General features: G+C 34.3%; 20 protein-coding genes. 8 read left to right on the forward strand and 12 right to left on the reverse strand.

The genetic code is table 11. The annotated features are described in order from the left end of the window. Positions 1–8: 8 nt before the first annotated feature. Both rpsG and rpsL read right to left on the reverse strand, forming a co-directional pair. Positions 9–485, reverse strand: a complete 477-nt coding sequence (rpsG, locus tag ABZP37_RS01165; protein WP_366184918.1) for a 30S ribosomal protein S7 — start codon at positions 483–485, stop codon at positions 9–11. Positions 486–581: 96 nt separating this feature from the next. Next, positions 582–965, reverse strand: coding sequence for a 30S ribosomal protein S12 (gene rpsL, locus ABZP37_RS01170; protein ID WP_007136570.1), 384 nt, complete (start codon positions 963–965; stop codon positions 582–584). Positions 966–1,191: 226 nt separating this feature from the next. Here rpsL and ABZP37_RS01175 point away from each other — a divergent pair, with 226 nt between their 5' ends. From ABZP37_RS01175 to rlmB, 5 genes are all read left to right on the forward strand, one after another. After that, on the forward strand, positions 1,192–2,844 hold the full coding sequence (locus ABZP37_RS01175) for a hypothetical protein (protein WP_366184919.1): 1,653 nt from the start codon (positions 1,192–1,194) through the stop codon (positions 2,842–2,844). A 79-nt stretch (positions 2,845–2,923) separates the two neighbouring features. Beyond that, a complete protein-coding gene (locus tag ABZP37_RS01180; protein ID WP_366184921.1) occupies positions 2,924–6,079 on the forward strand; it encodes a SusC/RagA family TonB-linked outer membrane protein in 3,156 nt (1,051 codons plus the stop codon). Positions 6,080–6,092: 13 nt separating this feature from the next. After that, positions 6,093–7,802: a SusD/RagB family nutrient-binding outer membrane lipoprotein gene (locus ABZP37_RS01185; protein ID WP_366184923.1), complete on the forward strand. Its 1,710-nt coding sequence runs from the start codon at positions 6,093–6,095 to the stop codon at positions 7,800–7,802. 15 nt (positions 7,803–7,817) lie between these two features. Then, positions 7,818–8,714, forward strand: a complete 897-nt coding sequence (locus tag ABZP37_RS01190) for a hypothetical protein (RefSeq protein ID WP_366184925.1) — start codon at positions 7,818–7,820, stop codon at positions 8,712–8,714. A 66-nt stretch (positions 8,715–8,780) separates the two neighbouring features. Continuing rightward, entirely contained in the window at positions 8,781–9,515 is a 735-nt protein-coding gene (gene rlmB / locus ABZP37_RS01195) for a 23S rRNA (guanosine(2251)-2'-O)-methyltransferase RlmB (RefSeq protein ID WP_366184927.1), read from the forward strand. Positions 9,516–9,650: 135 nt separating this feature from the next. Here rlmB and ABZP37_RS01200 read toward each other — a convergent pair whose 3' ends face one another. After that, on the reverse strand, positions 9,651–10,412 hold the full coding sequence (locus tag ABZP37_RS01200; protein WP_366184928.1) for a rhomboid family intramembrane serine protease: 762 nt from the start codon (positions 10,410–10,412) through the stop codon (positions 9,651–9,653). 215 nt (positions 10,413–10,627) lie between these two features. On the opposite strand from ABZP37_RS01200, the gene ABZP37_RS01205 reads away from it, so the two are divergent. Then, positions 10,628–11,905, forward strand: coding sequence for a replication-associated recombination protein A (locus ABZP37_RS01205; RefSeq protein ID WP_366184930.1), 1,278 nt, complete (start codon positions 10,628–10,630; stop codon positions 11,903–11,905). A gap of 89 nt (positions 11,906–11,994) precedes the next feature. Here the strand turns inward: ABZP37_RS01205 and ABZP37_RS01210 are convergent, their stop codons facing one another. The 5 genes from ABZP37_RS01210 to ABZP37_RS01230 form a co-directional block, all read right to left on the reverse strand. Then, entirely contained in the window at positions 11,995–12,741 is a 747-nt protein-coding gene (locus ABZP37_RS01210; protein WP_366184932.1) for a hypothetical protein, read from the reverse strand. 81 nt (positions 12,742–12,822) lie between these two features. Then, positions 12,823–13,512 (reverse strand): YjjG family noncanonical pyrimidine nucleotidase, encoded by a 690-nt coding sequence (locus ABZP37_RS01215; protein ID WP_366184934.1) that lies wholly within the window; start codon positions 13,510–13,512, stop codon positions 12,823–12,825. Positions 13,513–13,518: 6 nt separating this feature from the next. Further along, a complete protein-coding gene (radC, locus tag ABZP37_RS01220) occupies positions 13,519–14,211 on the reverse strand; it encodes a DNA repair protein RadC (protein ID WP_366184936.1) in 693 nt (230 codons plus the stop codon). Between the two features lie 191 nt (positions 14,212–14,402). After that, complete coding sequence (locus ABZP37_RS01225; protein ID WP_366184938.1) at positions 14,403–15,758, reverse strand: Mur ligase family protein; 1,356 nt, start codon at positions 15,756–15,758, stop codon at positions 14,403–14,405. 44 nt (positions 15,759–15,802) lie between these two features. Beyond that, the gene (locus tag ABZP37_RS01230) at positions 15,803–16,498 is read right to left on the reverse strand and encodes a hypothetical protein (RefSeq protein ID WP_366184940.1); all 696 of its coding nucleotides are present in this window, start codon (positions 16,496–16,498) and stop codon (positions 15,803–15,805) included. 201 nt (positions 16,499–16,699) lie between these two features. Here ABZP37_RS01230 and ABZP37_RS01235 point away from each other — a divergent pair, with 201 nt between their 5' ends. After that, entirely contained in the window at positions 16,700–17,689 is a 990-nt protein-coding gene (locus tag ABZP37_RS01235) for a glycosyltransferase family protein (protein ID WP_366184941.1), read from the forward strand. A gap of 74 nt (positions 17,690–17,763) precedes the next feature. Here ABZP37_RS01235 and obgE read toward each other — a convergent pair whose 3' ends face one another. The 4 genes from obgE to hpt all read right to left on the reverse strand — a co-directional run bounded on the left by obgE (position 17,764) and on the right by hpt (position 21,336). After that, complete coding sequence (gene obgE / locus ABZP37_RS01240) at positions 17,764–18,765, reverse strand: GTPase ObgE (RefSeq protein WP_366184943.1); 1,002 nt, start codon at positions 18,763–18,765, stop codon at positions 17,764–17,766. An 89-nt stretch (positions 18,766–18,854) separates the two neighbouring features. After that, the gene (locus ABZP37_RS01245; RefSeq protein ID WP_366184945.1) at positions 18,855–20,129 is read right to left on the reverse strand and encodes a hemolysin family protein; all 1,275 of its coding nucleotides are present in this window, start codon (positions 20,127–20,129) and stop codon (positions 18,855–18,857) included. A gap of 76 nt (positions 20,130–20,205) precedes the next feature. Next, on the reverse strand, positions 20,206–20,778 hold the full coding sequence (locus ABZP37_RS01250; RefSeq protein WP_366184947.1) for an adenylate kinase: 573 nt from the start codon (positions 20,776–20,778) through the stop codon (positions 20,206–20,208). Positions 20,779–20,805: 27 nt separating this feature from the next. Continuing rightward, positions 20,806–21,336, reverse strand: a complete 531-nt coding sequence (gene hpt, locus ABZP37_RS01255; protein WP_366184949.1) for a hypoxanthine phosphoribosyltransferase — start codon at positions 21,334–21,336, stop codon at positions 20,806–20,808. A gap of 96 nt (positions 21,337–21,432) precedes the next feature. On the opposite strand from hpt, the gene ABZP37_RS01260 reads away from it, so the two are divergent. Beyond that, a complete protein-coding gene (locus tag ABZP37_RS01260) occupies positions 21,433–21,981 on the forward strand; it encodes a hypothetical protein (RefSeq protein ID WP_366184950.1) in 549 nt (182 codons plus the stop codon). The last annotated feature ends 91 nt before the right edge of the window (positions 21,982–22,072 follow it).

Consider the following 22,072-nt stretch of genomic DNA (forward strand, 5'->3'; position numbering starts at 1 on the left):
CTTATGAATTAAAATCTAAAGTGAGAGAAAGCTTTATTAGCTTCTGCCATTTTGTGAGTATCCATTCTTTTCTTAACAGCTGCTCCCTCTTCTTTAGCCGCAGCTAAACATTCCGAAGCTAATCTTTGAGCCATTGACTTTTCGTTTCTTCTTCTTGCATAAAGAATTAACCATTTCATAGCCATAGAAATTTTTCTATCTGGTCTAATTTGCATCGGAATTTGGAAGGTAGCACCACCAACTCTACGACTACGTACTTCTACGTGAGGCATAACATTAGTTAAAGCATCTTTCCATATCTCTAATGATGGTTTCTCTGCATCTTGCTTTTTAGCCTCAATGATGTCAATCGCATCATAAAACACTTTAAAAGCTGTTGATTTCTTACCGTCCCACATTAAGTTGTTCACAAAACGCGTTACCAATTGGTCGTTAAACCTTGGATCTGGTAAAAGTGGTCTCTTTTTTGCCGCTCTTTTTCTCATTTCTTTGTTTTTAAAAAAAGTTTAAATCTAAAACAATAAAAGCCTAGTCTATAAACATAGACAAACTTTCAGAATCTTAAAATCCTAACTAATTAATTACTTTTTTGCTTCTTTTGGGCGTTTAGCACCGTACTTAGATCTTCTTTGCGTTCTTCCTGCTACTCCTGACGTATCAAGGGCACCACGAACGATGTGATATCTAACACCTGGTAAATCTTTTACCCTTCCACCTCTAACTAATACTATCGAGTGCTCTTGTAGATTGTGTCCTTCTCCAGGGATGTAAGCATTTACTTCATTACCATTTGTCAAACGTACACGCGCTACTTTACGCATTGCAGAGTTTGGTTTTTTTGGTGTAGTAGTGTAAACACGCGTACAAACCCCTCTTCTTTGAGGACAAGAATCTAAAGCAACCGATTTACTCTTCTTAGTTATCTGAGTTCTTCCTGTTCTTACTAATTGTTGAATTGTTGGCATAATTAATACTAAAAATTATTATGATATTAAATTCCCGCTTTTTACGGGGTTGCAAATGTATAAAATATTTTTTACTCTACAAACGTTAATTCATTAATTTTCAACAAGATTATTTAAGTTTTTGATTTTAATCTCAAAGAGATGATATTTACATTACTTTTATAAAAATATTTCTTTTTTGAAACGATTGCTATTTCTCTTTCCTTTAATTCTTTTCGGACTGACAATGTCAGCCCAAAACTTCTATTTACATATCGACGGAAATACTAATACAGAAAGCAAAATAATAGATTCACTTGGTTATAGCTCAATACACAAAGGAGCCAAGTCTATTCAAAATGAAGTCAATAGAATCTCACAAAAATTATCTCAACTAGGATTCCTAGAAAACAACATCCATTCATTAGATAAAAAAAATGACTCCACATATACTAGCCTATTAATTATTGGCAAACAAATAAAATCTGTACATATATATATAGGTGAAAATTCAGAACTGAACCGTTTCATATCCCAGAACCAAGACAGCATATTCATTCCTTTCCCTGATGTGGAAAATTTTTTAAATCAAACACTTCAGAAAGCAGAGCAAAAAGGATTTGCCTTAAGTGAACTAAAATTAGACAACATAAAACAAAAGGATCAAATTTTATTTGCTACGCTCAATTTCAGCTTAGGCAATCCACGAACAATAAACACAATCGTCGTAAATTACTCCAATTCAAATACCATAAAAGAAGCACTCCCAAAAGGACACCTCAAACAGTTAAATAAAAAGTATCAAAAACAGACATTCAACAAAAACACTATTCAAAAAATATATCGTGATTTTGAAAAATTCAGATTCGTAAGTCAAGTCAAATACCCCGAAACATTACTATTAAAGGACACTACTAAAATATACGTCTATTTAGAAAGGCGGCAATCAAACAATTTTGACGGCTATATAGGTTTCAACACAGACAGTAATAGCAAATTAATTCTCAACGGCTATCTAGATTTAACACTTGAAAACACCATAAAAGCGGGAGAACAATTTTCATTATACTGGAAAAGCGACGGGAACAACCAAAAAACTTTTAGAACAAATCTAGAACTTCCTTATATTTTCAATACTAATTTTGGAATAAAAGCACAAATCAATATATTCAAACAAGATAGTATTTTTCAAAACACAAAAACCGCACTGGACTTAGGATATCTAATCAACTACAATACTCGAGTTTATTTAGGATATCAATCAACTGAATCTAGTGATATTCAAAACAGCAATAGTAATTCTATACAGGATTTCAATAACTCTTATCTTACCGCCAATTTAGAATATATCGATTTAGATTATGAAACTTCACTTTTCCCTGAAAAAACTAAAATCTCAATCAAAACAGGTATCGGAAAAAGAACCAGTAACATTTTAATCGAGGACACAGAGTCTATCAAGCAGTTTTACATAGATATAAAAGCATCCTATACATTTGAATTTAACAAAAGAAATTACTTTAACATCAATAGCCAAAATTTCTATTTAAGCAGTAGTCATTATTTAATAAACGAGTTATACAGATTTGGTGGCACCAAGTCACTCCGAGGATTTGCAGAGAATAGTTTCCAAGCCCAATACATTAACACTATACTAACAGAATACAGATATATTGTTTCTTCCAATTTATACGTCCATTCAATTTTTGATTATTCAATTTTCAAAGATCCATTTTCGCCTGAAAAAAGAACAGAAAACCTATCTGGTATTGGGCTGGGAATCGGACTGTTAACCAAAAATGGATTATTAAAAATAACACTGGCCAACGGTATTGAAAAAAATCAAAAAACTGACTTTTACAGTACCATTATAAGTTTAAATTACAATATTCAATTTTAAATTACTAAAAAAGCAATTCTTCATTAGGATAGTTAACATATTTTTAAGAATTTTGGGACACTAATTCAAATTTTTTAAAATGAAACTAAAATTCAATGGAGTCTTGGTTCTTTTTCTTGTATTTATTACACAAATAACATTTGCCCAAGAAAGAATCATCACTGGAGTTGTTTACGACGACACAGGTATACCTTTGCCAGGAGCAAGCATACTCGTTAAAGAAACAAAATCCGGTACGCAAACAGATTTAGACGGAAAATTCACAATCAAGGCCTCCGCAAAACAAATACTACTATTTAGTTATATAGGAATGGAAACGACCGAAGCTAAAGCTTCTTCTACTTCTTTAAATATAAAACTAAAATCGACTGCTACCGACCTTGAGGGTGTTGTAGTCACCGCTTTTGGAATTAAAAGGAATGCTAAACACCTTGGATACTCCGTAAGCACAATCAAATCTGGTGAAATCACAGACAATTCAGAACCAGACTTAATTCGTTCACTAGCGGGTAAAGTAGCGGGTGTAAACGTAAACACTTCTAATGGTACAGCCGGAGCAGCAAATCAAATTACCATTAGGGGGATTTCAACTTTCACTGGTAACACTCAACCATTAATAATTGTAGATGGAATTGCCTATGACAACTCTCAAATCAACACTTCTTCAAAAGTAACTGGTGGTGGAGGTGGCGCTTATGAGTCAGCATTATCCAGTTTAGACCCTAATAATATTGCCTCCGTAAATGTTTTAAAAAGCACAACAGCATCTGCTCTATATGGGTCACGTGCTGTAAATGGTGTAATTGTTATTACAACCAAAACCGGTTCAATAGGCACGAAAAAATCTGAGAAGTTTAAAATCAATTTTGGTTCGTCAACTTATTTTGAAACAATTGCTAATTTACCAGACTATCAAAATACTTATGGTGCAGGATCTAGATTTGAATACCAAAATGTAAATGGTTCTTGGGGACCACGTTTTGACTCATTAGAAACGATTCCTACTTGGCCTACACTTTTAGAAGCTTTTCCAGAAACTGGACCAACGATTCCTTATGTTGCCAAGCCTAACAATGTAAAAGACCTGTTCAGGACGGGGAAAGTCCAAGAAAACACAGTAGGTTTTAATTATTCTGGAACCGAAGGAACATTTGGAACTACAATATCCAATTTAAAACAAGATGGTTATATTCCTTACAACAGTTTTGACAGAACTTCTATATCGATAGGAGGGAATTTTAAACTTTCCAAAAAACTAACATTTGGAGGAAATATGAGTTATTCAACAACTGACCAAATTGGAGGATTTACTGGAAACCAACAGTTTGATGGAAACTCATCTTCATTTGCCCGCTCATTATTTTTAGCACGTAACTGGGATTTAAGTTTACCTTTTGAGAATCCTGTAACTGGTATTTCGATTACACCTAATGGATCCGAATTTGATCATCCATTTTGGTCCCTAAAACATGACCAAATTATAACAAATACCAACAGAACGGTTTCAGGTATCAATATAAATTACGAATTCAACAAAAACATATCAACTTCCTATAGAGCGGGTATAAATAGATATAGCTTAAATAGAAAAGAAATACGAGACTTAAATTCGAAAGCCGATAGTAGTCTTGGATCTTTAAAAACAGATCAATTTACCAATGAAGATATTGAAAGCACCTTTTTAGTCAATTTAGATTACCAATTGACTGAAAATTTTAGATTAAAAACTATTCTTGGTCATAATATTCTACAAAACAAAAACTCTCGATTATCTAATTCCGGAAAGCAGTTTAAAGTCCCTGATGTCTTTAATTTCAGTAATGTCTTATCGATTGCAAATCTTATCGATGAAAAATTTGAAAAAAGAAATATAGGTGTTTTTGCAGATTTAACGTTATCCTTTAGAGACTATTTATTCATCAACGCAACAGGAAGAAATGATTGGAGCTCTACGTTACCTAAAGATAATAATTCTTATTTCTATCCTTCGATAAGCACTTCGTTTATTGTAACTGATGCATTAAACATCGAAAGTAAGGTCCTTACTTTTGCAAAGATTAGGGGTGGATATGCTAAAACTGCAAGAGATGCAGCTTCAGAATTCTTGAACACTTCCTTTATCTTAGGGGATTCTTACAATAGCATTCCAACAATTGGGAACTCAGTATCTTTATCAGACCAAAATATAAAGCCTGAATTTACCACTGAATTTGAAATTGGAACTGATCTAGAGTTCTATTATAGAAGAATAGCTATTGACGTAACTTTATACAATAAAACAACTACTAATCTAATTACACCAATTACTGTTCCTGAGTCAACTGGTTACCAGAAACTCAACACTAACCTCGGTGAAATGCAAAACAAAGGTATAGAAATCGGACTTACACTAGTGCCAATACAAACGGAGCAATTTAAATGGACACTCTATAGTACTTTTACAAAAAACAAAAACAAAGTGACTAAATTGATCGAAGGTCTAGATCGTTTTGCTCTTGATATTGACGAAGTAGCTTTTGTAATTCCAGGTGAGGCTTTTGGAGTTTTTTACGGTACTAAATTCGCTAGAGATAATGAAGGTAACTTCCTAATCAACAAAGCGACTGGAGGAATTGTTGAAGCACAACAAAATGGTATAATTGGTGATCCGAATGCCGATTTCAAAATGAGTTTCATTAATACTTTCAGCTATAAAGGTTTCACTTTAAAATCTCAATTTGACTGGAAACAAGGTGGCGATATTAAATCTGGCACCATTACAGACTTATTAGGACGTGGTGTAACTAGAGACACCGAAAATAGGGAAGGTACTTTTATCATTCCTGGATTTTACAGTGACAATCAAGGAAATCTTATTTTAGATTCTTCTGAAAACAAAATTCCAAACACTACACAAATAAGCATGAATGAGCTCTACTTCTCCCCTTCAGGTTCTAATACATTTGGAAGCAACAGTGTTGACCAAGCTTCAATCTATGACGGAACAGTATTTAGATTAAGGGAGTTAAGCCTTACTTATGATATTCCATCTAAATATTTAAAGAAAAGTCCATTTGGACAAATATCATTGAGCGCAGTTGGAAGTAACTTATGGTATTTTGCGCCAAATGTACCTAAGTACACCAATTTTGATCCAGAAATAACAAGTTACGGTTCGTCAAACTTACAAGGTATCGAAGTTACAGCTGCACCTACAGCAAAACGATACGGATTTAAACTAAACCTAACTTTCTAATACACAAAACATCATGAAACTTTTAATAAACAAAAAGAATCAATATAATAAAATGATCGTGTTTTTAGGAACATTACTATTAACCGTAAGTTGTAGTGACTACCTAGATGTCAATGCTGACACAGACAATCCTAAAACAGCACCTCTTGATCTTTTACTTACTAACACCCAAGTAAGCCTAAGTAAACTTGGCGATTTTGATCTTTACTCTGGTAGTGTTCTTGAAGTATATACACACCAAATGACAACTAGGGCTGATCACGACCAATACAACACTAAGCCAAACAATTCATTCTTGTCTAATGACTGGAATACGGTTTACCTAACGCTATCAGACATAGAAACATTAATACAGCAGTCCGAATCATCTGGAAACCTAGTCTATTTGGGAATTGCACAAATGCAAAAAGCATATTTATTAGCTTCAGCTGTTGATTTATGGGGAGATGTACCTTACAGCGAAGCTACACAATTGAAAAATAACACTATCAGTCCAAAATTTGATAACCAAAAAGAAATATACAATTCGGTTTTTAAATTAATTGAAACTGCCAAGACTAATCTTTCAAGTAGTCAAGGTTCTAAAAAACCAGGGAAAGATGATTTATTCTACGGAGGAAAAGCTTCTAAATGGATTAAATTTGCTAATACTTTTAAACTTAAATTATACAATCAAACTCGATTAATTAGTGATTTTGACCAAGTAGGTTTTGATGCCCTTATATTAGAAAACAACTTCTTCACTTCGAATGCAGATGATTTCCAATTTAACCATACAGCTAACGTAACTCCAAGTGATGAAAGAAACAGGTATTTTTATCAATCATACAATAGCACTCAATTTGAAGCTTATCAAAGCCCTTGGTTTTATGAAATACTAATGGGTATGAATCCTAAAATCCACAATGACAATCCCGATCCAAGAATAAAATATTACTTCTTCAATCAATTAAAAGTGGGAGATTTCCCTCCAGATCAAGGTGATGTTGCGACTGGAAATCCAAAAGCAGATTATTGGGACAAAACCACTGGATTTTTTAGCATTAGATTTGGAAGTATAGGACCAAACAAGGACAGTAGCGCAGAGAAATCCTATACTTATCCTGGTGTTTTTCCTGCCGGAGGAAGATATGATGATGGTAAAGGAGGTTTAATGAGCTCTACAACAGCAACTGGAATTGCTCCACATCGTATATTGACCTACGATGAATTTTTATACGTTCAAGCCGAATTGATTTTGGCAACTAAACTACCCGGAATTACTGGTACAAAACTAAGAGAAGCAATGGAAGCTAGTTTTGCTAAAGTTGACCAAGTAGTCAAAAACAACAAATCAACTCAAGTGATCCCCGAGCTAGTAGGTAGCACAGAAGCAGTAGCCTTCATGGATAACGTAATAACAGAATACAATTCTGCAATAGATAACAGTACGAAATTAGAAATCATCATGACTCAAAAATGGGTCGCTACTTATGGAGATCCTCTAGACCAATACAATGATTACAGAAGAACCGGTTTTCCTATTCTTGCTAATCCAAATTCAACTTTGCCAGAATACCAATTAGATAATGATGATGGATTCCCATTGATTGATTCACAAACAGTTCTTAACAGTCCTTATCAAGTATCATTTTTTTGGCCACAAAGTGAGCTAAATGTAAACAAAAACTCACCAAAGCAAAAGAATGCAACTACGTATAAAATCTTTTGGGACGTAGACTAATCAATATAAAAAATCATGAAAAATATAAAAAACATATTTAAATTCATTGCATTCTCATTGCTACTCATGGGATGTGAAAATGATGGGGGAGACTCAAAATTAACATTAGAACAAGGAGCTATTCCTAATTTTCAAAAGACAGCAACATCGGACAGTTTTATCAATTTAGTTGATTTGAGCAATGACCAACCTATCAAGTTAGAACTAAATGTATCAACCGTATATGGCGACATTAGCTCCATGGACATCATTGGGTTTTACACCCAAGATGATAAAACTTACAGAACGGTATTAAAAGCAAATCAAACAACTTTCCCAATTACGCTTAGCTTCACGATAGAAGACATTATAAACTCCTTCCCTATTCTTAATTCTAAAGATGATTTCAAAATAGGTAATAAACTTCTTATTTCTGCTGATATAAAATTAAAAAATGGGAAAATCTACAAGATTTATGATGATAATGGGCAACCTAATTTTGGCTCACACGTTGCAACTTCCGTACAATATAGCGTTAGCCAATCATTTCTAGTATCTTGTCCTTCATTTTTAGCAGGAACGTATAGCTTTAGCACTACAAACATAGGAGATGGAGTAAATTTCACAACCGAAACCTACACTGGAACTGTAACTTTTACAGACAAAAGTGGAGGAAGCTACAATATTTCAGATGCATCGTTTGGAGGTTACACTTATTTGTATGACGTAGCAGCAACAGGTTTACAATTACAAGATATCTGTAATAAAATTACATTTAAAGGGGTAAATCAATATGGTGACAGTTTCAGTATGAGCAACCTCGTTGTAAACGGGAATAAATTAAGTTTTCACTGGGAAACCTCTTATGATGAGTATGGAGATACAGTTATTACTAGAACTGACGGCACAAATTGGCCTGATTTAACATTATAAAAATAACCAATGTTATTTTAAAAAAACCATCCACAAAAAGGATGGTTTTTTTTATATCTTTGCGCCATGGAAAAAGAACATCAAATATTTGGTATTAGAGCGATAATCGAAGCGATTCAAGCAGGAGCAACAGTTGATAAAGTATATATTCAGAAAGAAGCTTCGGGCGAATTAATGAAAGACTTAATGAAAGTGATGAAACGTGGAAATATTAATTTCTCTTACGTTCCAGTAGAAAAACTAAACCGACTAACACCTAACAATCATCAAGGTGCGGTGGCAAGCATCTCTCCTATTTCCTTTTTTGACTTAGAAACTTTGATTGAAACAGTTGTAGAAAACGGGAAAGCACCTTTATTTTTGATTTTGGATCAAATATCTGACGCTCGTAACTTTGGAGCTATCATCCGTACTGCTGAATGTACAGGTGTAAACGGAATCATTGTACAGAAATCTGGTTCAGCTCCTGTAAATGGGGATACTGTCAAGACTTCGGCTGGTGCGGTATTTAATATTCCGATTTGTAAAGTAGAGCATATCAAAGACGCTATTTTCTTATTGCAAGCTAGCGGAATCAAAACTGTTGCTGCTACTGAGAAAACGGATAAAAACTTATATGACGTTTCGTTAAAAGAGGGAGTTGCTATCATCATGGGTTCTGAAGATCGTGGTGTAAATCCATCTGTTCTTAAAATTGTAGATGAAAAAGCAAAGTTGCCAATGTTTGGAACTATCGGTTCTTTAAATGTATCTGTAGCATGTGGAGCCTTTTTATATGAAGCGGTGAGACAAAGAAGCTAAATATTTTTGATTGTTTATTAACGATTATCGATTTCAGATTTATAAAACCGAATTAGTCGCTAGCGAGATTTTTGATTTAGGATGAACAGCCTGGACCTTCAAATTTATTTCATATTTAAAAACGCACAAAACGAATTAGGACTCCGGTTCTGATTCGTTTTTTTCGTTTTTAATCAATTCATAGTTCACATTCCAATCGGAGTAATAGTACTCCTCGGGCTCTGGTTCTGGAATTGGTGGATTGACAAAATTTCCGTTTTCATCAAAGCGTTGCATGAACTTATCTTCTGTAGCATCATATTCTGGCCTTTCCCAATCATACTTAATTGGTTTGTGATATTCGGGAGTTTTTTTGACAAAAGCCAAAGCTAAACCTGTGATTAACCCTGCGAGATGTCCTTCCCAAGAAACGACTTCATCTACTTTAGGAAAAACATACCAAACCATTCCGCCATAGACCATAATAACGGTTAATGATAAGGCTACAAGTCGATAATATTTGGTTCGAATTCCTTTGAAGAAAATAAAACTAAACAATACATATATTAATCCGCTGGCGCCAATGTGGTAACTAGAACGACCAATCAACCAAGTTCCTAAACCTGAAAACAGGATTCCAAGCACGATTACTGAAGTTGATTCTTTGGCATAAAAAAATTGCAAGGCGGCCAACAAAACTAGTAAAGGCAAAGAATTATTATACAAATGGCTTAAATCGGAATGGATAAATGGGCTAAATATAACGCCTTGTAATCCCGAAAAAGTACGTGGATAGATACCGTTGTCAAAAAAATCAAAATCAAAACGAATTTGGAGCCAATAGACAATCCATAGCGAAAGCACAAAAAAAAGTGGCAATCCCCAAACGCTATTGGTGTATTTAAAATCGTTGTCCATAAATAATTTTTAGCACAATTGAATCAATAATGAATCCAAAGGCAATTTAGTGCAATTTTGTCATATCTTCCAGGAACAAATTATCTTTTTTACTTCATTCGTTAATGGAGACAGGAGTTTCTTTTTAGCCCAGCTCCTAATTAAAAATAGAATCCTTAATTTTACAAAATCCAGATTAAAGAACGGATTACGAATTTTTATCTCAGATTAAACAAATGGAAGCACCATTAGCAGAACGCATACGCCCACAATCCTTAGAAGAATACATCAGTCAGGCGCACCTTGTGGGGCCAAACGGCTCGTTGACACAGCAAATATCGAGGGGGCTCATCCCTTCACTCCTGCTGTGGGGACCTCCTGGAACTGGAAAAACGACTTTGGCACAAATCATTGCACAGGAATCTAAGCGACCGTTTTATGTATTGAGTGCTATCAACTCGGGCGTGAAAGATATTCGAGAAGTGATTGACAAGGCGAAGCAAAGTGGTGGCTTATTTACAACCAAAAACCCAATTTTGTTTATTGATGAGATTCACCGTTTTAGCAAATCGCAACAAGATTCTTTATTGGCAGCGGTGGAAAAAGGTTGGATTACTTTGATTGGTGCTACGACAGAAAATCCGAGTTTTGAGGTGATTCCCGCTTTACTTTCTCGCTGTCAGGTTTATGTTTTAAATCCGTTTACCAAAGAAGATTTACTATCATTATTGGAAAGAGCACTTAAAACCGATCCTTATTTACAGACAAAAACTATAGAACTAACTGAAACAGAGGCCTTAATGCGCCTTTCGGGTGGTGACGGGCGTAAGCTATTAAATATTTTTGAGTTGGTCGTAAATGCTTCCTCTGGTGACGAAATTAAAATTACAAACGAGCGTGTTCTGCAATTAGTACAGCAAAATACGGTATTGTATGACAAAAGTGGCGAACAACATTATGACATTGTTTCGGCTTTTATTAAATCGATACGTGGGAGCGATCCTAACGGAGCCGTTTATTGGCTTGCCAGAATGATTGAAGGCGGCGAAGATGTGAAATTTATTGCGAGACGCATGCTTATTTCGGCTAGCGAAGATATTGGTAATGCAAACCCAACGGCCTTAATTATGGCTAATAATACGTTTCAGGCGGTCACTACAATTGGCTATCCTGAAAGTAGAATTATATTGAGTCAGTGTGCCGTTTATTTGGCTACTTCTCCCAAAAGTAATGCGAGTTATATGGCTATTAATCAGGCACAACAATTGGTAAAACAAACGGGAGATTTATCGGTTCCTATTCATTTGCGAAATGCGCCGACTAAATTAATGAAAGAATTGGGCTATGGTGATGAGTATAAATATTCTCACGATTATGCTAATAATTTTGAAGTACAAGAATATTTACCAACAGAATTATCTGAAACTGTTTTGTATAATCCAGGTCAAAATTCTCGAGAAAATACAACCCGAGAATTTCTAAAAAACCGCTGGAAAGATAAGTATGGGTATTAAATTTTGAGTTAAAAGTTATGAGTTATGAGGTTAAAGGTTTGGATTACGTCATCGGACTTCCTACTAAGGACATTGGACTAAAAACTAACTTAAAACTTAACCAATACAACTTCAGAAACTAAAACATTATTTTTATAGGAATCAAAAACCCATTGATTGTCTTTTAGAGACAAAATCCCTTGAACATCTCCTTTGATGGCGATGAACGAATTTGGATTTCCTGTTTTCATTAACTTCATCACTACTTTTGGTGTTTTGTCAATCAATTGAAAACCGTTTTCTGTAGGTTGTGCATAAAGTACCTCAACGTTAGTATTTACAACTATAACAGATGAAGCTGGAATATTATTTACCACCTCTTTTACAACTTCAGATTTAGCAACTACTTGTCGTGTTTTAGCAGCTGTCGTGTTACCATTGTATTTGTATTCTAGTTTGTTAATAGATTCAAATGCATCATTTAAAGCTTCTTTATAAGCTGTTCCAAAATCTTTTTCCTTGCTTTTCCCAACTTCGGAAGTGTATATTACCTTTCCATAACAATCCTTAAATTCAACATATAGTTTAGTTGTCAAAAACCCGGAATCTTTAATAACATCTACATTAAGAACACTACATCTATCCGGATATTCGTTTGAAAAATTCACGTTTGAATAAACACCAACAAAACCAGCTTTTTCCAAATTATATTTGGTAATTGTAGAAAGTCTATATTCATTTTCTTCATTTTGAAAACCAAACTTTACGGGAACAATTACGGCTGCATAATCATTAATTGATTGTGCTATTATTGAATTTGTAATCAGAAAAAGGAAAAGAGCTATTTTAGTTTTCATATTATATATTAATTTTATTGTTGTTGATCAGCTGCATCTCACTTTTGTTTTTATGACGATCATGAATACAGTTTGTTATTTTTATAAATATTGTTTTAGTTCTAATAAATGAGTAATTTGTTTGATGTTCAATCCGTTGTCTGAAATTGTTCCGTTAAAATAGATTGCATCTAATCCTATATCCAACGCACCTTGCACATCTGCATCTAAAGAATCTCCAATCATAATGCTAGTTTCTTTTTTGGCTTTGGCCAAATTCAAAGCATATTCAAAAATAACTGGATTTGGTTTTTTAACTCCGGCCATTTCTGAATTGGTAATTGTTGTAAAATAGCTTGTTAATTGGGCATTATTCATTTTCTTATATTGCACTTCCGCAAAACCATTTGTAATAATATGCAACTTATATTTAGATTTTAAATAATCCAAAATTTCAAATGCACCCTCAAAAAGGTGATTGTGATCTGGCAAAATTTCAATATATTGATCTGAAATACGGTCAATTTCTTGATCTGTTATTGAATAATTTAAGGCGTCGAAAGAATGCTTTAAGCGATTATAACGCAGTTCTTCGTGAGTTATTTTATTATATTGAAACAACTTCCAACAAGATTGATTGATTGGAATATACTCTTTTATGAAAGAATCAATTTCGACCAAAGGATGACTTTGTTCAAAAATACGCTCAAATGCCAAAGTAGAATTTTTATCAAAATCCCAAAGAGTATGATCCAAATCAAAAAAGACGTCTGTGATTGTATTTACTCCCATTATTAATTAAAATATACCTTCATCTACAAAGCTAAAGTAATTATTCTCAGTTACAATCAAATGATCCAAAACTTTAACTTCTAAGCTTTCCCCTGCGGTTTTCAATTTTCTTGTAATGTTTTTATCTGCTTCACTGGGCACTAATGTTCCGGAAGGATGGTTGTGGCAAAGAATTAGTGACACAGCACCTATTTCAAGTGCATTTTTGAACACTAAACGCACATCGACTAGCGTTCCTGTGATCCCTCCAATACTCAATTGTCTTTTTGAAATAATTTTATTGGAATTATTCAAATACAAAATCCAAAATTCTTCATGAGGTAACTCTCCAATGATGGGTTGCATAATTTCGAAAACTAACTTGCTCGATGTCACTTTGATTAACTCTACCGCATCCTCTGCTCTGCGTCTGCGTCCTAATTCTAAGGCTGCAATTATGGAAATGGCTTTGGCTTCTCCAATACCTTTAAACTGGATTAACTGTGCTAAAGATAATTTACCTAATGCATTTAAATTACCTCCAACTGAATTTAAAATACGCTTACTCAACTCCACTGCCGATTCATTCCTACTTCCCGAGCCAATAAGTATGGCGATTAATTCGGCATCACTCAAAGCGCTTTTGCCTTTGAGCATTAACTTTTCGCGAGGCCTATCGTCCTCAGACCAGTGAGTAATTGGGAAGTGATTGTTTTCCATAAATTAAAAATCAGTTGTAAAACATTTAGTTAGCTAAATATAAAACTACTGATTTTTAAAACACATCTTGTTTTTATTTTATAAATTATAGACCTTTCTAAATACAACAAATATTAAAGTTTGAAGCTTTTTGATTTCAGAAGTAAAAAACTCCTATAAATCAACAACTTTATATTGATATCCACAAAATCTTAAATCATTAACCCTTTTACCTCATCAAAATTCAAACCACCATAGTTTCCTGAGCTCATTAATAACAAAGCTGAATTATCAAAATTTAGCCCAAATAAATAAGATTTAAATTCATCTGGATTGGTATAAATAATTAAATCCTTTCGATTAAAAGCAGTTGCGATTTGATCATAAGTTACTTCTTCTAATTGTTTGATTTTTACTGCATCTGGCGAGTAAAAAACTACGGCAACATCTGCGTATTCCAAAGCTCCCTCGTATTCTTTCAGGAACTCAGCATTCAAACTGCTATAAGTATGCAATTCTAGACAAGCAACCAAAGTTCTCTCAGGATATTGTTCTTTCACTGCTTTAGTTGTTGCTGCTACTTTACTTGGAGAATGTGCAAAATCTTTATAGGCAACATTTCTTTTGCTTTCGGCTATTTTCTCCAAACGCTTAGAAGCTCCTTTGAAACTAGCGATGGCTTCGTAAAAATCAGCTTCATCAACTCCCATATTTTGACAAATCCATTTGGCTCCAGCCAAATTATTCAAATTATGGGCACCAAAAACTTCAATTGGCATATCGCCTTCTGGAGTTTCTAATAAAGTGGTTCCGTTATCCACTCTATAATTTGGTGTTGTGTAAGGCAATTTTCGAATTGGACAATTAGCCGCTTCAGCCACACGTTTTACTTCAGGATCTTCTTCATTGTACACTAAAATCCCACCGTTAGTAATCTTAGCAATAAAAATTTCAAACTGTTCTACATAATTTTCATAAGTAGGAAACACATTGATATGATCCCAAGCAATTCCAGAAATCAAAGCAATATTGGGTTGGTACAAATGAAATTTTGGTCGTCTATCAATTGGCGAAGACAAGTACTCATCTCCTTCTAAAACTATAAAATCATTTTTCTCAGTAAGGTGTACCATGGTGTCAAAACCTTCCAGTTGTGCTCCCACCATATAATCTACTTCAATATTATGATAATGCATTACGTGCAAAATCATGGAAGTAATCGTTGTTTTTCCATGTGACCCACCAATGACTACGCGAGTTTTGTTTTTGGATTGCTCATACAAAAATTCAGGATAAGAATATATTTTCAAACCTAATTCTTGTGCTTTCAATAACTCTGGATTATCAGCTTTGGCGTGCATTCCTAGAATTATCGCTTCAATATCCTGCGTAATTTTTTCAGGAAACCAACCCAATTCAGCAGGCAGTATTCCTTTTTTATCCAAACGTGATTTAGATGGTTCAAAAATAGCATCATCACTTCCTGTAACTTGATATCCTTTATTATAAAGAGCCAAAGCAAGATTGTGCATGGCACTTCCACCTATGGCAATAAAATGTGTTTTCATTTATTTGTTTTCTTAATAGTTTTACAATTGAATTGAACCGAATTTCAATTCACTGTGTTTTTTTCTTTGTACTGTTCTAAAATTGTACGAGCCTTATCCGGAGCATCCATTTTATTTTTATAAAGATTTGCCAATGTCTGATAAGAATGTTTTGAACCTCCTACTGTAATTGCTTTTTTATAATAATTTTCAGCTGACTTAAATCGGTCATAATATTCCTCAATATGACCTCTAGAAAGATAGCCATCTACTATTGAAAGCGTTAATAACTGATTGGAATATTCAATTGCTTTGGACTCACTCCCCCCTACAATTGATGGTAATTTAAGATACAATTCTATTAAAGCCCAACGGGCATCAATGTGCCTAGAATCCAGCTGAATGGCTTTTTCAAAAGAGCTTTTAATATCTCCAATCAATCCTAAAGCTCTAAATTTATTTACTTCAAGTGCTTTCATTCCTAATGACCCACCATATTTATAATAAAAATTAGCCTCAGATGGTTTCACGGTTTTAAGTTTACCATAATACTGGACCGCTTTGTCCCAAGATTTATTGAAACCGGCAATATCTCCCAATCCTTCTAATGCTTTTACATTATCAGGATCAGTTTTTAAAATTAGTTCGTACTGTTTCTGAAAACGTTCCTGTTTTTCTATATCAAAAGATTCTTTGGCTTTCTCAAAATTTGATTGAGCCAACAATAACATAGGGAATAGTAAAATTAAAATACCTTTCATTCTTCAAAAATAAAAAAAATATTATTGGTATTCTCTATTTTTTTAAGAACCTCCATCATAAAAGTGATACTCAAAATCATAACGGTAATAAAAACTTAAAGAAACCTTTTCCTAACAATCAGGACTTACTTTAGTTGAATCAATTTAGAGCTTAAATTTTTAATCAAAAAAAACATTTTTAGCTTCAATTATCAAAACTAAATGAAAATATTTTATGCCATCCAAGCCACTGGAAACGGACACATTAGCAGAGCAACACAACTCTATCCTTATCTCAAAAAATTTGGCGAAGTAGATTTCTTTTTAAGTGGTAACAACGCCAGTTTAGACCTAAATTTACCTGTAAAATTCAAAAGTAAAGGGTGTAGTTTGTATTATAGCAAATGTGGTGGTTTACACTACCCTAACATTGTAAAAAACATCAGGCCTCGACAAATCTACAAAGATGCCGATAGTTTACCGCTAAAGAATTATGACGTTGTAATTAATGATTTCGATTCGGTTACTGCTTTGGCTTGTAAGATGCAAAAAGTACATTCAGTCCAATTTGGTCATCAAGCAAGTTTTATTTCAGCTAATACGCCGAGACCTGAAAAAAGAAGTATAATGGGAGAATTTATTTTTAAAAACTATGCCCCTGCTCCTCAAAACCTAGGACTACATTTTGAAAATTATGATTCTTTTATTCGTCCTCCCATCATCAAAGACGAGATTATCAACACTATTCCACAAAACCTAGGTCACATATCCGTTTACCTTCCTTCTTTTGACAAAGACTGCCTAGAAAAAGCATTTAAATCTATTCCTGACGTACAATTTCATTGGTTTTTGGATACCGTAGAAAAAGTTCATACTATTGGTAACATTACTTATTTCCCTGTCAATCAAAATCAATTTAACAAGAGCTTAATCAGTTGTGAAGGAATCATCACAGGTGGTGGATTTGAAACTCCTGCCGAAGCTTTATATCTTGGCAAAAAAATCTTATCCATTCCTATCAAAAATCATTACGAGCAAGAATGCAATGCGGCTGCTCTCAAAAAAATAGGAGTTCCTGTTTTGAATGAAGTTGGCAATAATTTTGGAAAAATTATCGAAAATTGGCTCACTATGAACATTATTTATCCAAAAATGCAAGCGAATAACATTCCTGAAACTTTGGAATATTTATTTGACACTTATAAACAGTAGTTTGTACTAAATGCAAAAACGGCTATTAATCATTAGGATTAATAGCCGTTTTAATATATCAAAAACCGTTTTACTTATTCATTCAACATCTTCCAAAGCTTGTCTTTCAACTCGGTCAAACCTTGTTGGGCTACTGAAGAGATGAACATATAAGGAACGTCTTTAAACGCTACGTCTAATTCTACTTTAAGTTCTGCTTTAAGTTCATCATCTAGCATATCACATTTAGAAATCACTAACAGACGCTCTTTGTCAAGCATTTCAGGATTGTATTTAGTCAACTCATTAACTAAAATATCATATTCTCCTTTGATGTCTGGCGTATCTACAGGAACTAAAAATAATAGTGTAGAATTACGTTCAATATGACGCAAGAAGTAATGTCCTAAACCTTTTCCTTCGGCTGCACCTTCAATAATTCCAGGAATATCTGCAATTACAAAAGATTGGAAATCTCTATAAGCTACAATTCCTAAGTTTGGTTTTAAAGTTGTAAAAGGATAATCGGCAATTTTTGGTTTTGCAGAAGTTAAAACAGACAGCAAAGTCGATTTACCCGCATTTGGAAAACCCACTAAACCAACATCGGCAAGAACTTTCAGTTCCAAAATTACATCCATTTCTACTCCCGGCAAACCTGGTTGTGAATATCTAGGTGTTTGATTGGTTGAACTTCTAAAATGCCAGTTTCCTAATCCACCTTTACCACCACGAGATAGTACTTGTTTTTCACCGTCATCTGTAATTTCAAAAAGGATCTCTCCTGTTTCTTTGTCTTTTACAACCGTTCCTAATGGCACTTCGATAAATTTATCATCACCATCAGCTCCCGTACTACGATCACCTCCACCATCACCACCGTGACCAGCTTTTATATGACGTGCAAATTTAAGGTGGAATAAAGTCCATAAACTTTTGTTCCCTACCAAGAAAACGTGACCACCACGTCCACCATCACCACCATCTGGACCACCTTTTTCAATAAATTTTTCTCTATGTAAGTGTGTAGATCCTTTTCCACCTTTACCAGATGAAACAAATATTTTTACGTAATCTACAAAATTTCCTTCTGTCATGTGTTTGTGTTTGTTTCAGGTTTATTTGTTTCAAGTTTCAAGTTCTTGACGCACGCATCAAAACTTGAAACTTAAAACTTGAAACCTATTTAATGAGTAATGTTTCTCACCATTACCTTATCAATCTTTGCGCCATCCATATCGATGACTGTTAATTCCATTTTTTGCCAAATCAGGATTTCTCCTTCTTTGGGTATGTGTGTCAACTCAGTCATGATTAATCCACTTAATGTGGTGACTTCGTAATCATTTATTAATTCATCTAGCTCAAAATACGTTAGAAAATCATGTAAGGAATAATGTCCATCCACAAGCCAGCTTCCGTCTGGGTTTTCAACCAATTGAAATTCTTCTTTATGAAAATCGGATGCGTCACCAACCAAAGCTTCTAAAATATCATTCAACGTAATTATACCTTGAAAAACACCATATTCATCAGACACTAAAGCGTAACGAATACTCGATTTTTTAAATTTTTCGAGCGCTTTGTAGGCAGAGGTGTACTCCATCATATAATGTGCATCGTTCATAATATTTTGCAAACTAAAATCTTCATCATCAATCGTTGCAAAAATATTCTTCAACTCGACAACTCCAACAATATCATCGTAATTTTCTCCAAAAACAGGGTAAATAGAATGTAATTCTTCTATAACACTAGTTCTTACTTCAAATTTGTTAGACTTCGCAGGCAACAACACAACCGATTTACGATGCGTCATTAACGAATTCACTTTTCTATCGCCAATATGAAAAACACGCTCTACAATGTCTTGTTCAATTTCTTGCACTTCACCACCTTCCGTACCTTCTTTGATGATGGCTTTTATTTCTTCTTCAGTTACTCTACCGTCAGCGGAGGGTTTAATCTGCAATACATTCAATAAAAACTCCGTCGAATTTGTCAATAACCAAATAAAAGGTGCTGTAACAATGGAAACCATTTTCATAGGCATTGCCACAGCTTTGGCAATTGATTCCGGGTGATTAAGACCAATTCTCTTAGGTAACAACTCTCCTAATACTAAAGAGAAAAAAGTCAATATTACCACTACAATTCCAACAGCAACCGAATGCGCATAGGGTTCTAAGATTTCAAAAGTGCTTACAAAAACTTGAACATCTGTAGTGATTTTATCGCCACTATAAATACCCGTCAAAATACCAATTAAGGTAATTCCGATTTGGACTGTAGACAAAAATTCATTGGGAGAATTAGCTAGTTTCAAAGCAATTTTAGCACTTTGATTTCCTTTTTTGGCTGATGATTCTAATCGGGTTTTTCTAGCTGAAATCAATGCAATTTCGGACATGGAGAAAATTCCATTAAGCAGTATCAGAAAAAATATGATGAGTATTTCCATGTTTTGTTTAAAGTCTAATGTTTAAATCTTAAAGTTAAAAATAAGAACTTTAAACATCCAACAATCTTTTTTTGAATTACAAATTATCAATAATTTGGGTTAACCTTTGTGTAATTTCTTCGATAGTTCCAATTCCGTTTACGGACTGAAACTTGTTTTGTTCTTTGTAATAACCAATAAGCGGCGCTGTTTTCTCATTGTATTCGTCGTAACGATTACGGATTTTCTCTTCGTCCTGATCGTCAGCTCTTCCTGAAGTTTTCCCTCTTTCTAATAGACGAGCGACAAGGATATTGTCATCTGCTTCCAAGGCTACCGTTGCAGTAATGCTCCAGCTTTTGGTTTGCAAGAAAGCGTCAAGAGCATCGGCTTGAGCGATAGTTCTAGGAAATCCGTCAAACAAAAATCCTGATGATTGTGGGTTTTTATTCACCTCATCTTCTAGCATTTTGATGGTCACTTCGTCAGGAACCAGTCCACCTTGTTCGATGTATGATTTTGCCAATTTCCCTAAATCGGTGTCATTTTTCATATTGAAACGAAAAATATCTCCTGTAGAAAGGTGTGTCAAATTGTACTTTTCTTTTAAGAATTCGGCTTGAGTTCCTTTTCCAGCTCCTGGTTTCCCAAATAAAACAATGTTAATCATAGTGGTGCGTGTAATTATTTTTAATTTCTATTCGTTTAACTGATATACTTCAGGCAAATTGCGTCCCAACTCGTTGTAATCGAGTCCAAATCCTACTATGAATTTGTTTGGAATTCGGATGCCTATGTAATCAATTTTTATATCTTGCTTGTATGCTTCTGGTTTTAAGAAAAGCGTGGCAATCTTGAAATGCTTAACGTTTTGTGCTTTAAGCATCGCTTTTAACTCCACCAAAGTGTTGCCCGTATCGATAATATCCTCGATAAGTACGACGCTTCTTCCTTCTAGATTTTGATTGATCCCAATAAGTTGTTTAACCTCATTGCTTGAAGAAGTGCCTTCATACGAAGCCATTTTCACAAAACTCAATTCACAAGCGCCTCGATAATGTTTCATAAAATCGGAAACGACCATAAACGAGCCGTTGAGAACACCGATAAAAACGGGTATTTCGCCCACGAAATCATTCTCAACCATTGCTGCAATTTGTGCGATTGCAAAATCTATTTCTTGAGCAGAAATAAAAGGCACAAAGGTTTTGTCGTGTAGCTGTATCATTTTTGCGTTTTAAAATAATGCGCAAAGATACAGAATTCGGATTTGAGTATAGCAATTCATTCTTAATTTGTATTTTTAAAGCCAATTCAGAAAAAAATGAACGAATTAGCCACAATTATTGTAGCGACAACGGGTTACAAAAACAGCCGTCAAAAAACGGCTGACTATATACTTTCACATCCCGAACTGTTGGCCGATTTTATGAAAATTTGTTTCGAAATTAAAAACCCAGACCATTACAAAGCCTGTTGGGCACTGGAGTTAATCTCCTATGAAAAACTGGAATGGCTACAAAAACACTTACCTTTGATTTGTTCGAAAAGCAAGTTGTTAACCAATGAAAGTGCCATAAGACCGCTTGCCAAAGTGCTGTTTTTGTTACTAGAATCACATTATAAAAAGGCTGAAAACGGAATATATTTTAGTGATTCGCAACGACAAGAAATGATTGAACTCAATTTTGACTGGCTAATTACCGATTGCAAAGTAGCCGCCAAAGTGTATGCCATGCGCTGTTTGTTTCTTTTGGGTCAGGAATATGATTGGATTCACCCCGAACTACATACCATTCTACTCAAAGACTTTAGCACACATACAGCGGGTTACAAAGCGGCTTCTAAGCATATTTTGAAGAAAATAAAATAGCACTTTTCAATTTGACCTATATAAAGTATCTTTGCCACAACAAACAATACTACAATGACACGAGCGCAGCTACTGCATTTGACCGTTTATA

The organism is Flavobacterium ovatum, from assembly GCF_040703125.1.
Classification (GTDB): domain Bacteria; phylum Bacteroidota; class Bacteroidia; order Flavobacteriales; family Flavobacteriaceae; genus Flavobacterium; species Flavobacterium ovatum.

Coding starts and splice junctions, on each gene's coding strand:
- ABZP37_RS01260 (WP_366184950.1), top strand. CDS start 21,433: ATGAACGAATTAGCCACAATTATTGTAGCGACAACGGGTTACAAAAAC.
- ABZP37_RS01205 (WP_366184930.1), top strand. CDS start 10,628: ATGGAAGCACCATTAGCAGAACGCATACGCCCACAATCCTTAGAAGAA.
- ABZP37_RS01245 (WP_366184945.1), bottom strand. CDS start 20,129: ATGGAAATACTCATCATATTTTTTCTGATACTGCTTAATGGAATTTTC.
- ABZP37_RS01215 (WP_366184934.1), bottom strand. CDS start 13,512: ATGGGAGTAAATACAATCACAGACGTCTTTTTTGATTTGGATCATACT.
- obgE (WP_366184943.1), bottom strand. CDS start 18,765: ATGACAGAAGGAAATTTTGTAGATTACGTAAAAATATTTGTTTCATCT.
- radC (WP_366184936.1), bottom strand. CDS start 14,211: ATGGAAAACAATCACTTCCCAATTACTCACTGGTCTGAGGACGATAGG.
- rlmB (WP_366184927.1), top strand. CDS start 8,781: ATGGAAAAAGAACATCAAATATTTGGTATTAGAGCGATAATCGAAGCG.
- ABZP37_RS01250 (WP_366184947.1), bottom strand. CDS start 20,778: ATGATTAACATTGTTTTATTTGGGAAACCAGGAGCTGGAAAAGGAACT.
- ABZP37_RS01210 (WP_366184932.1), bottom strand. CDS start 12,741: ATGAAAACTAAAATAGCTCTTTTCCTTTTTCTGATTACAAATTCAATA.
- ABZP37_RS01225 (WP_366184938.1), bottom strand. CDS start 15,758: ATGAAAACACATTTTATTGCCATAGGTGGAAGTGCCATGCACAATCTT.
- hpt (WP_366184949.1), bottom strand. CDS start 21,336: ATGATACAGCTACACGACAAAACCTTTGTGCCTTTTATTTCTGCTCAA.
- ABZP37_RS01235 (WP_366184941.1), top strand. CDS start 16,700: ATGAAAATATTTTATGCCATCCAAGCCACTGGAAACGGACACATTAGC.
- ABZP37_RS01190 (WP_366184925.1), top strand. CDS start 7,818: ATGAAAAATATAAAAAACATATTTAAATTCATTGCATTCTCATTGCTA.
- ABZP37_RS01200 (WP_366184928.1), bottom strand. CDS start 10,412: ATGGACAACGATTTTAAATACACCAATAGCGTTTGGGGATTGCCACTT.
- rpsL (WP_007136570.1), bottom strand. CDS start 965: ATGCCAACAATTCAACAATTAGTAAGAACAGGAAGAACTCAGATAACT.
- rpsG (WP_366184918.1), bottom strand. CDS start 485: ATGAGAAAAAGAGCGGCAAAAAAGAGACCACTTTTACCAGATCCAAGG.
- ABZP37_RS01185 (WP_366184923.1), top strand. CDS start 6,093: ATGAAACTTTTAATAAACAAAAAGAATCAATATAATAAAATGATCGTG.
- ABZP37_RS01180 (WP_366184921.1), top strand. CDS start 2,924: ATGAAACTAAAATTCAATGGAGTCTTGGTTCTTTTTCTTGTATTTATT.
- ABZP37_RS01230 (WP_366184940.1), bottom strand. CDS start 16,498: ATGAAAGGTATTTTAATTTTACTATTCCCTATGTTATTGTTGGCTCAA.
- ABZP37_RS01175 (WP_366184919.1), top strand. CDS start 1,192: ATGTCAGCCCAAAACTTCTATTTACATATCGACGGAAATACTAATACA.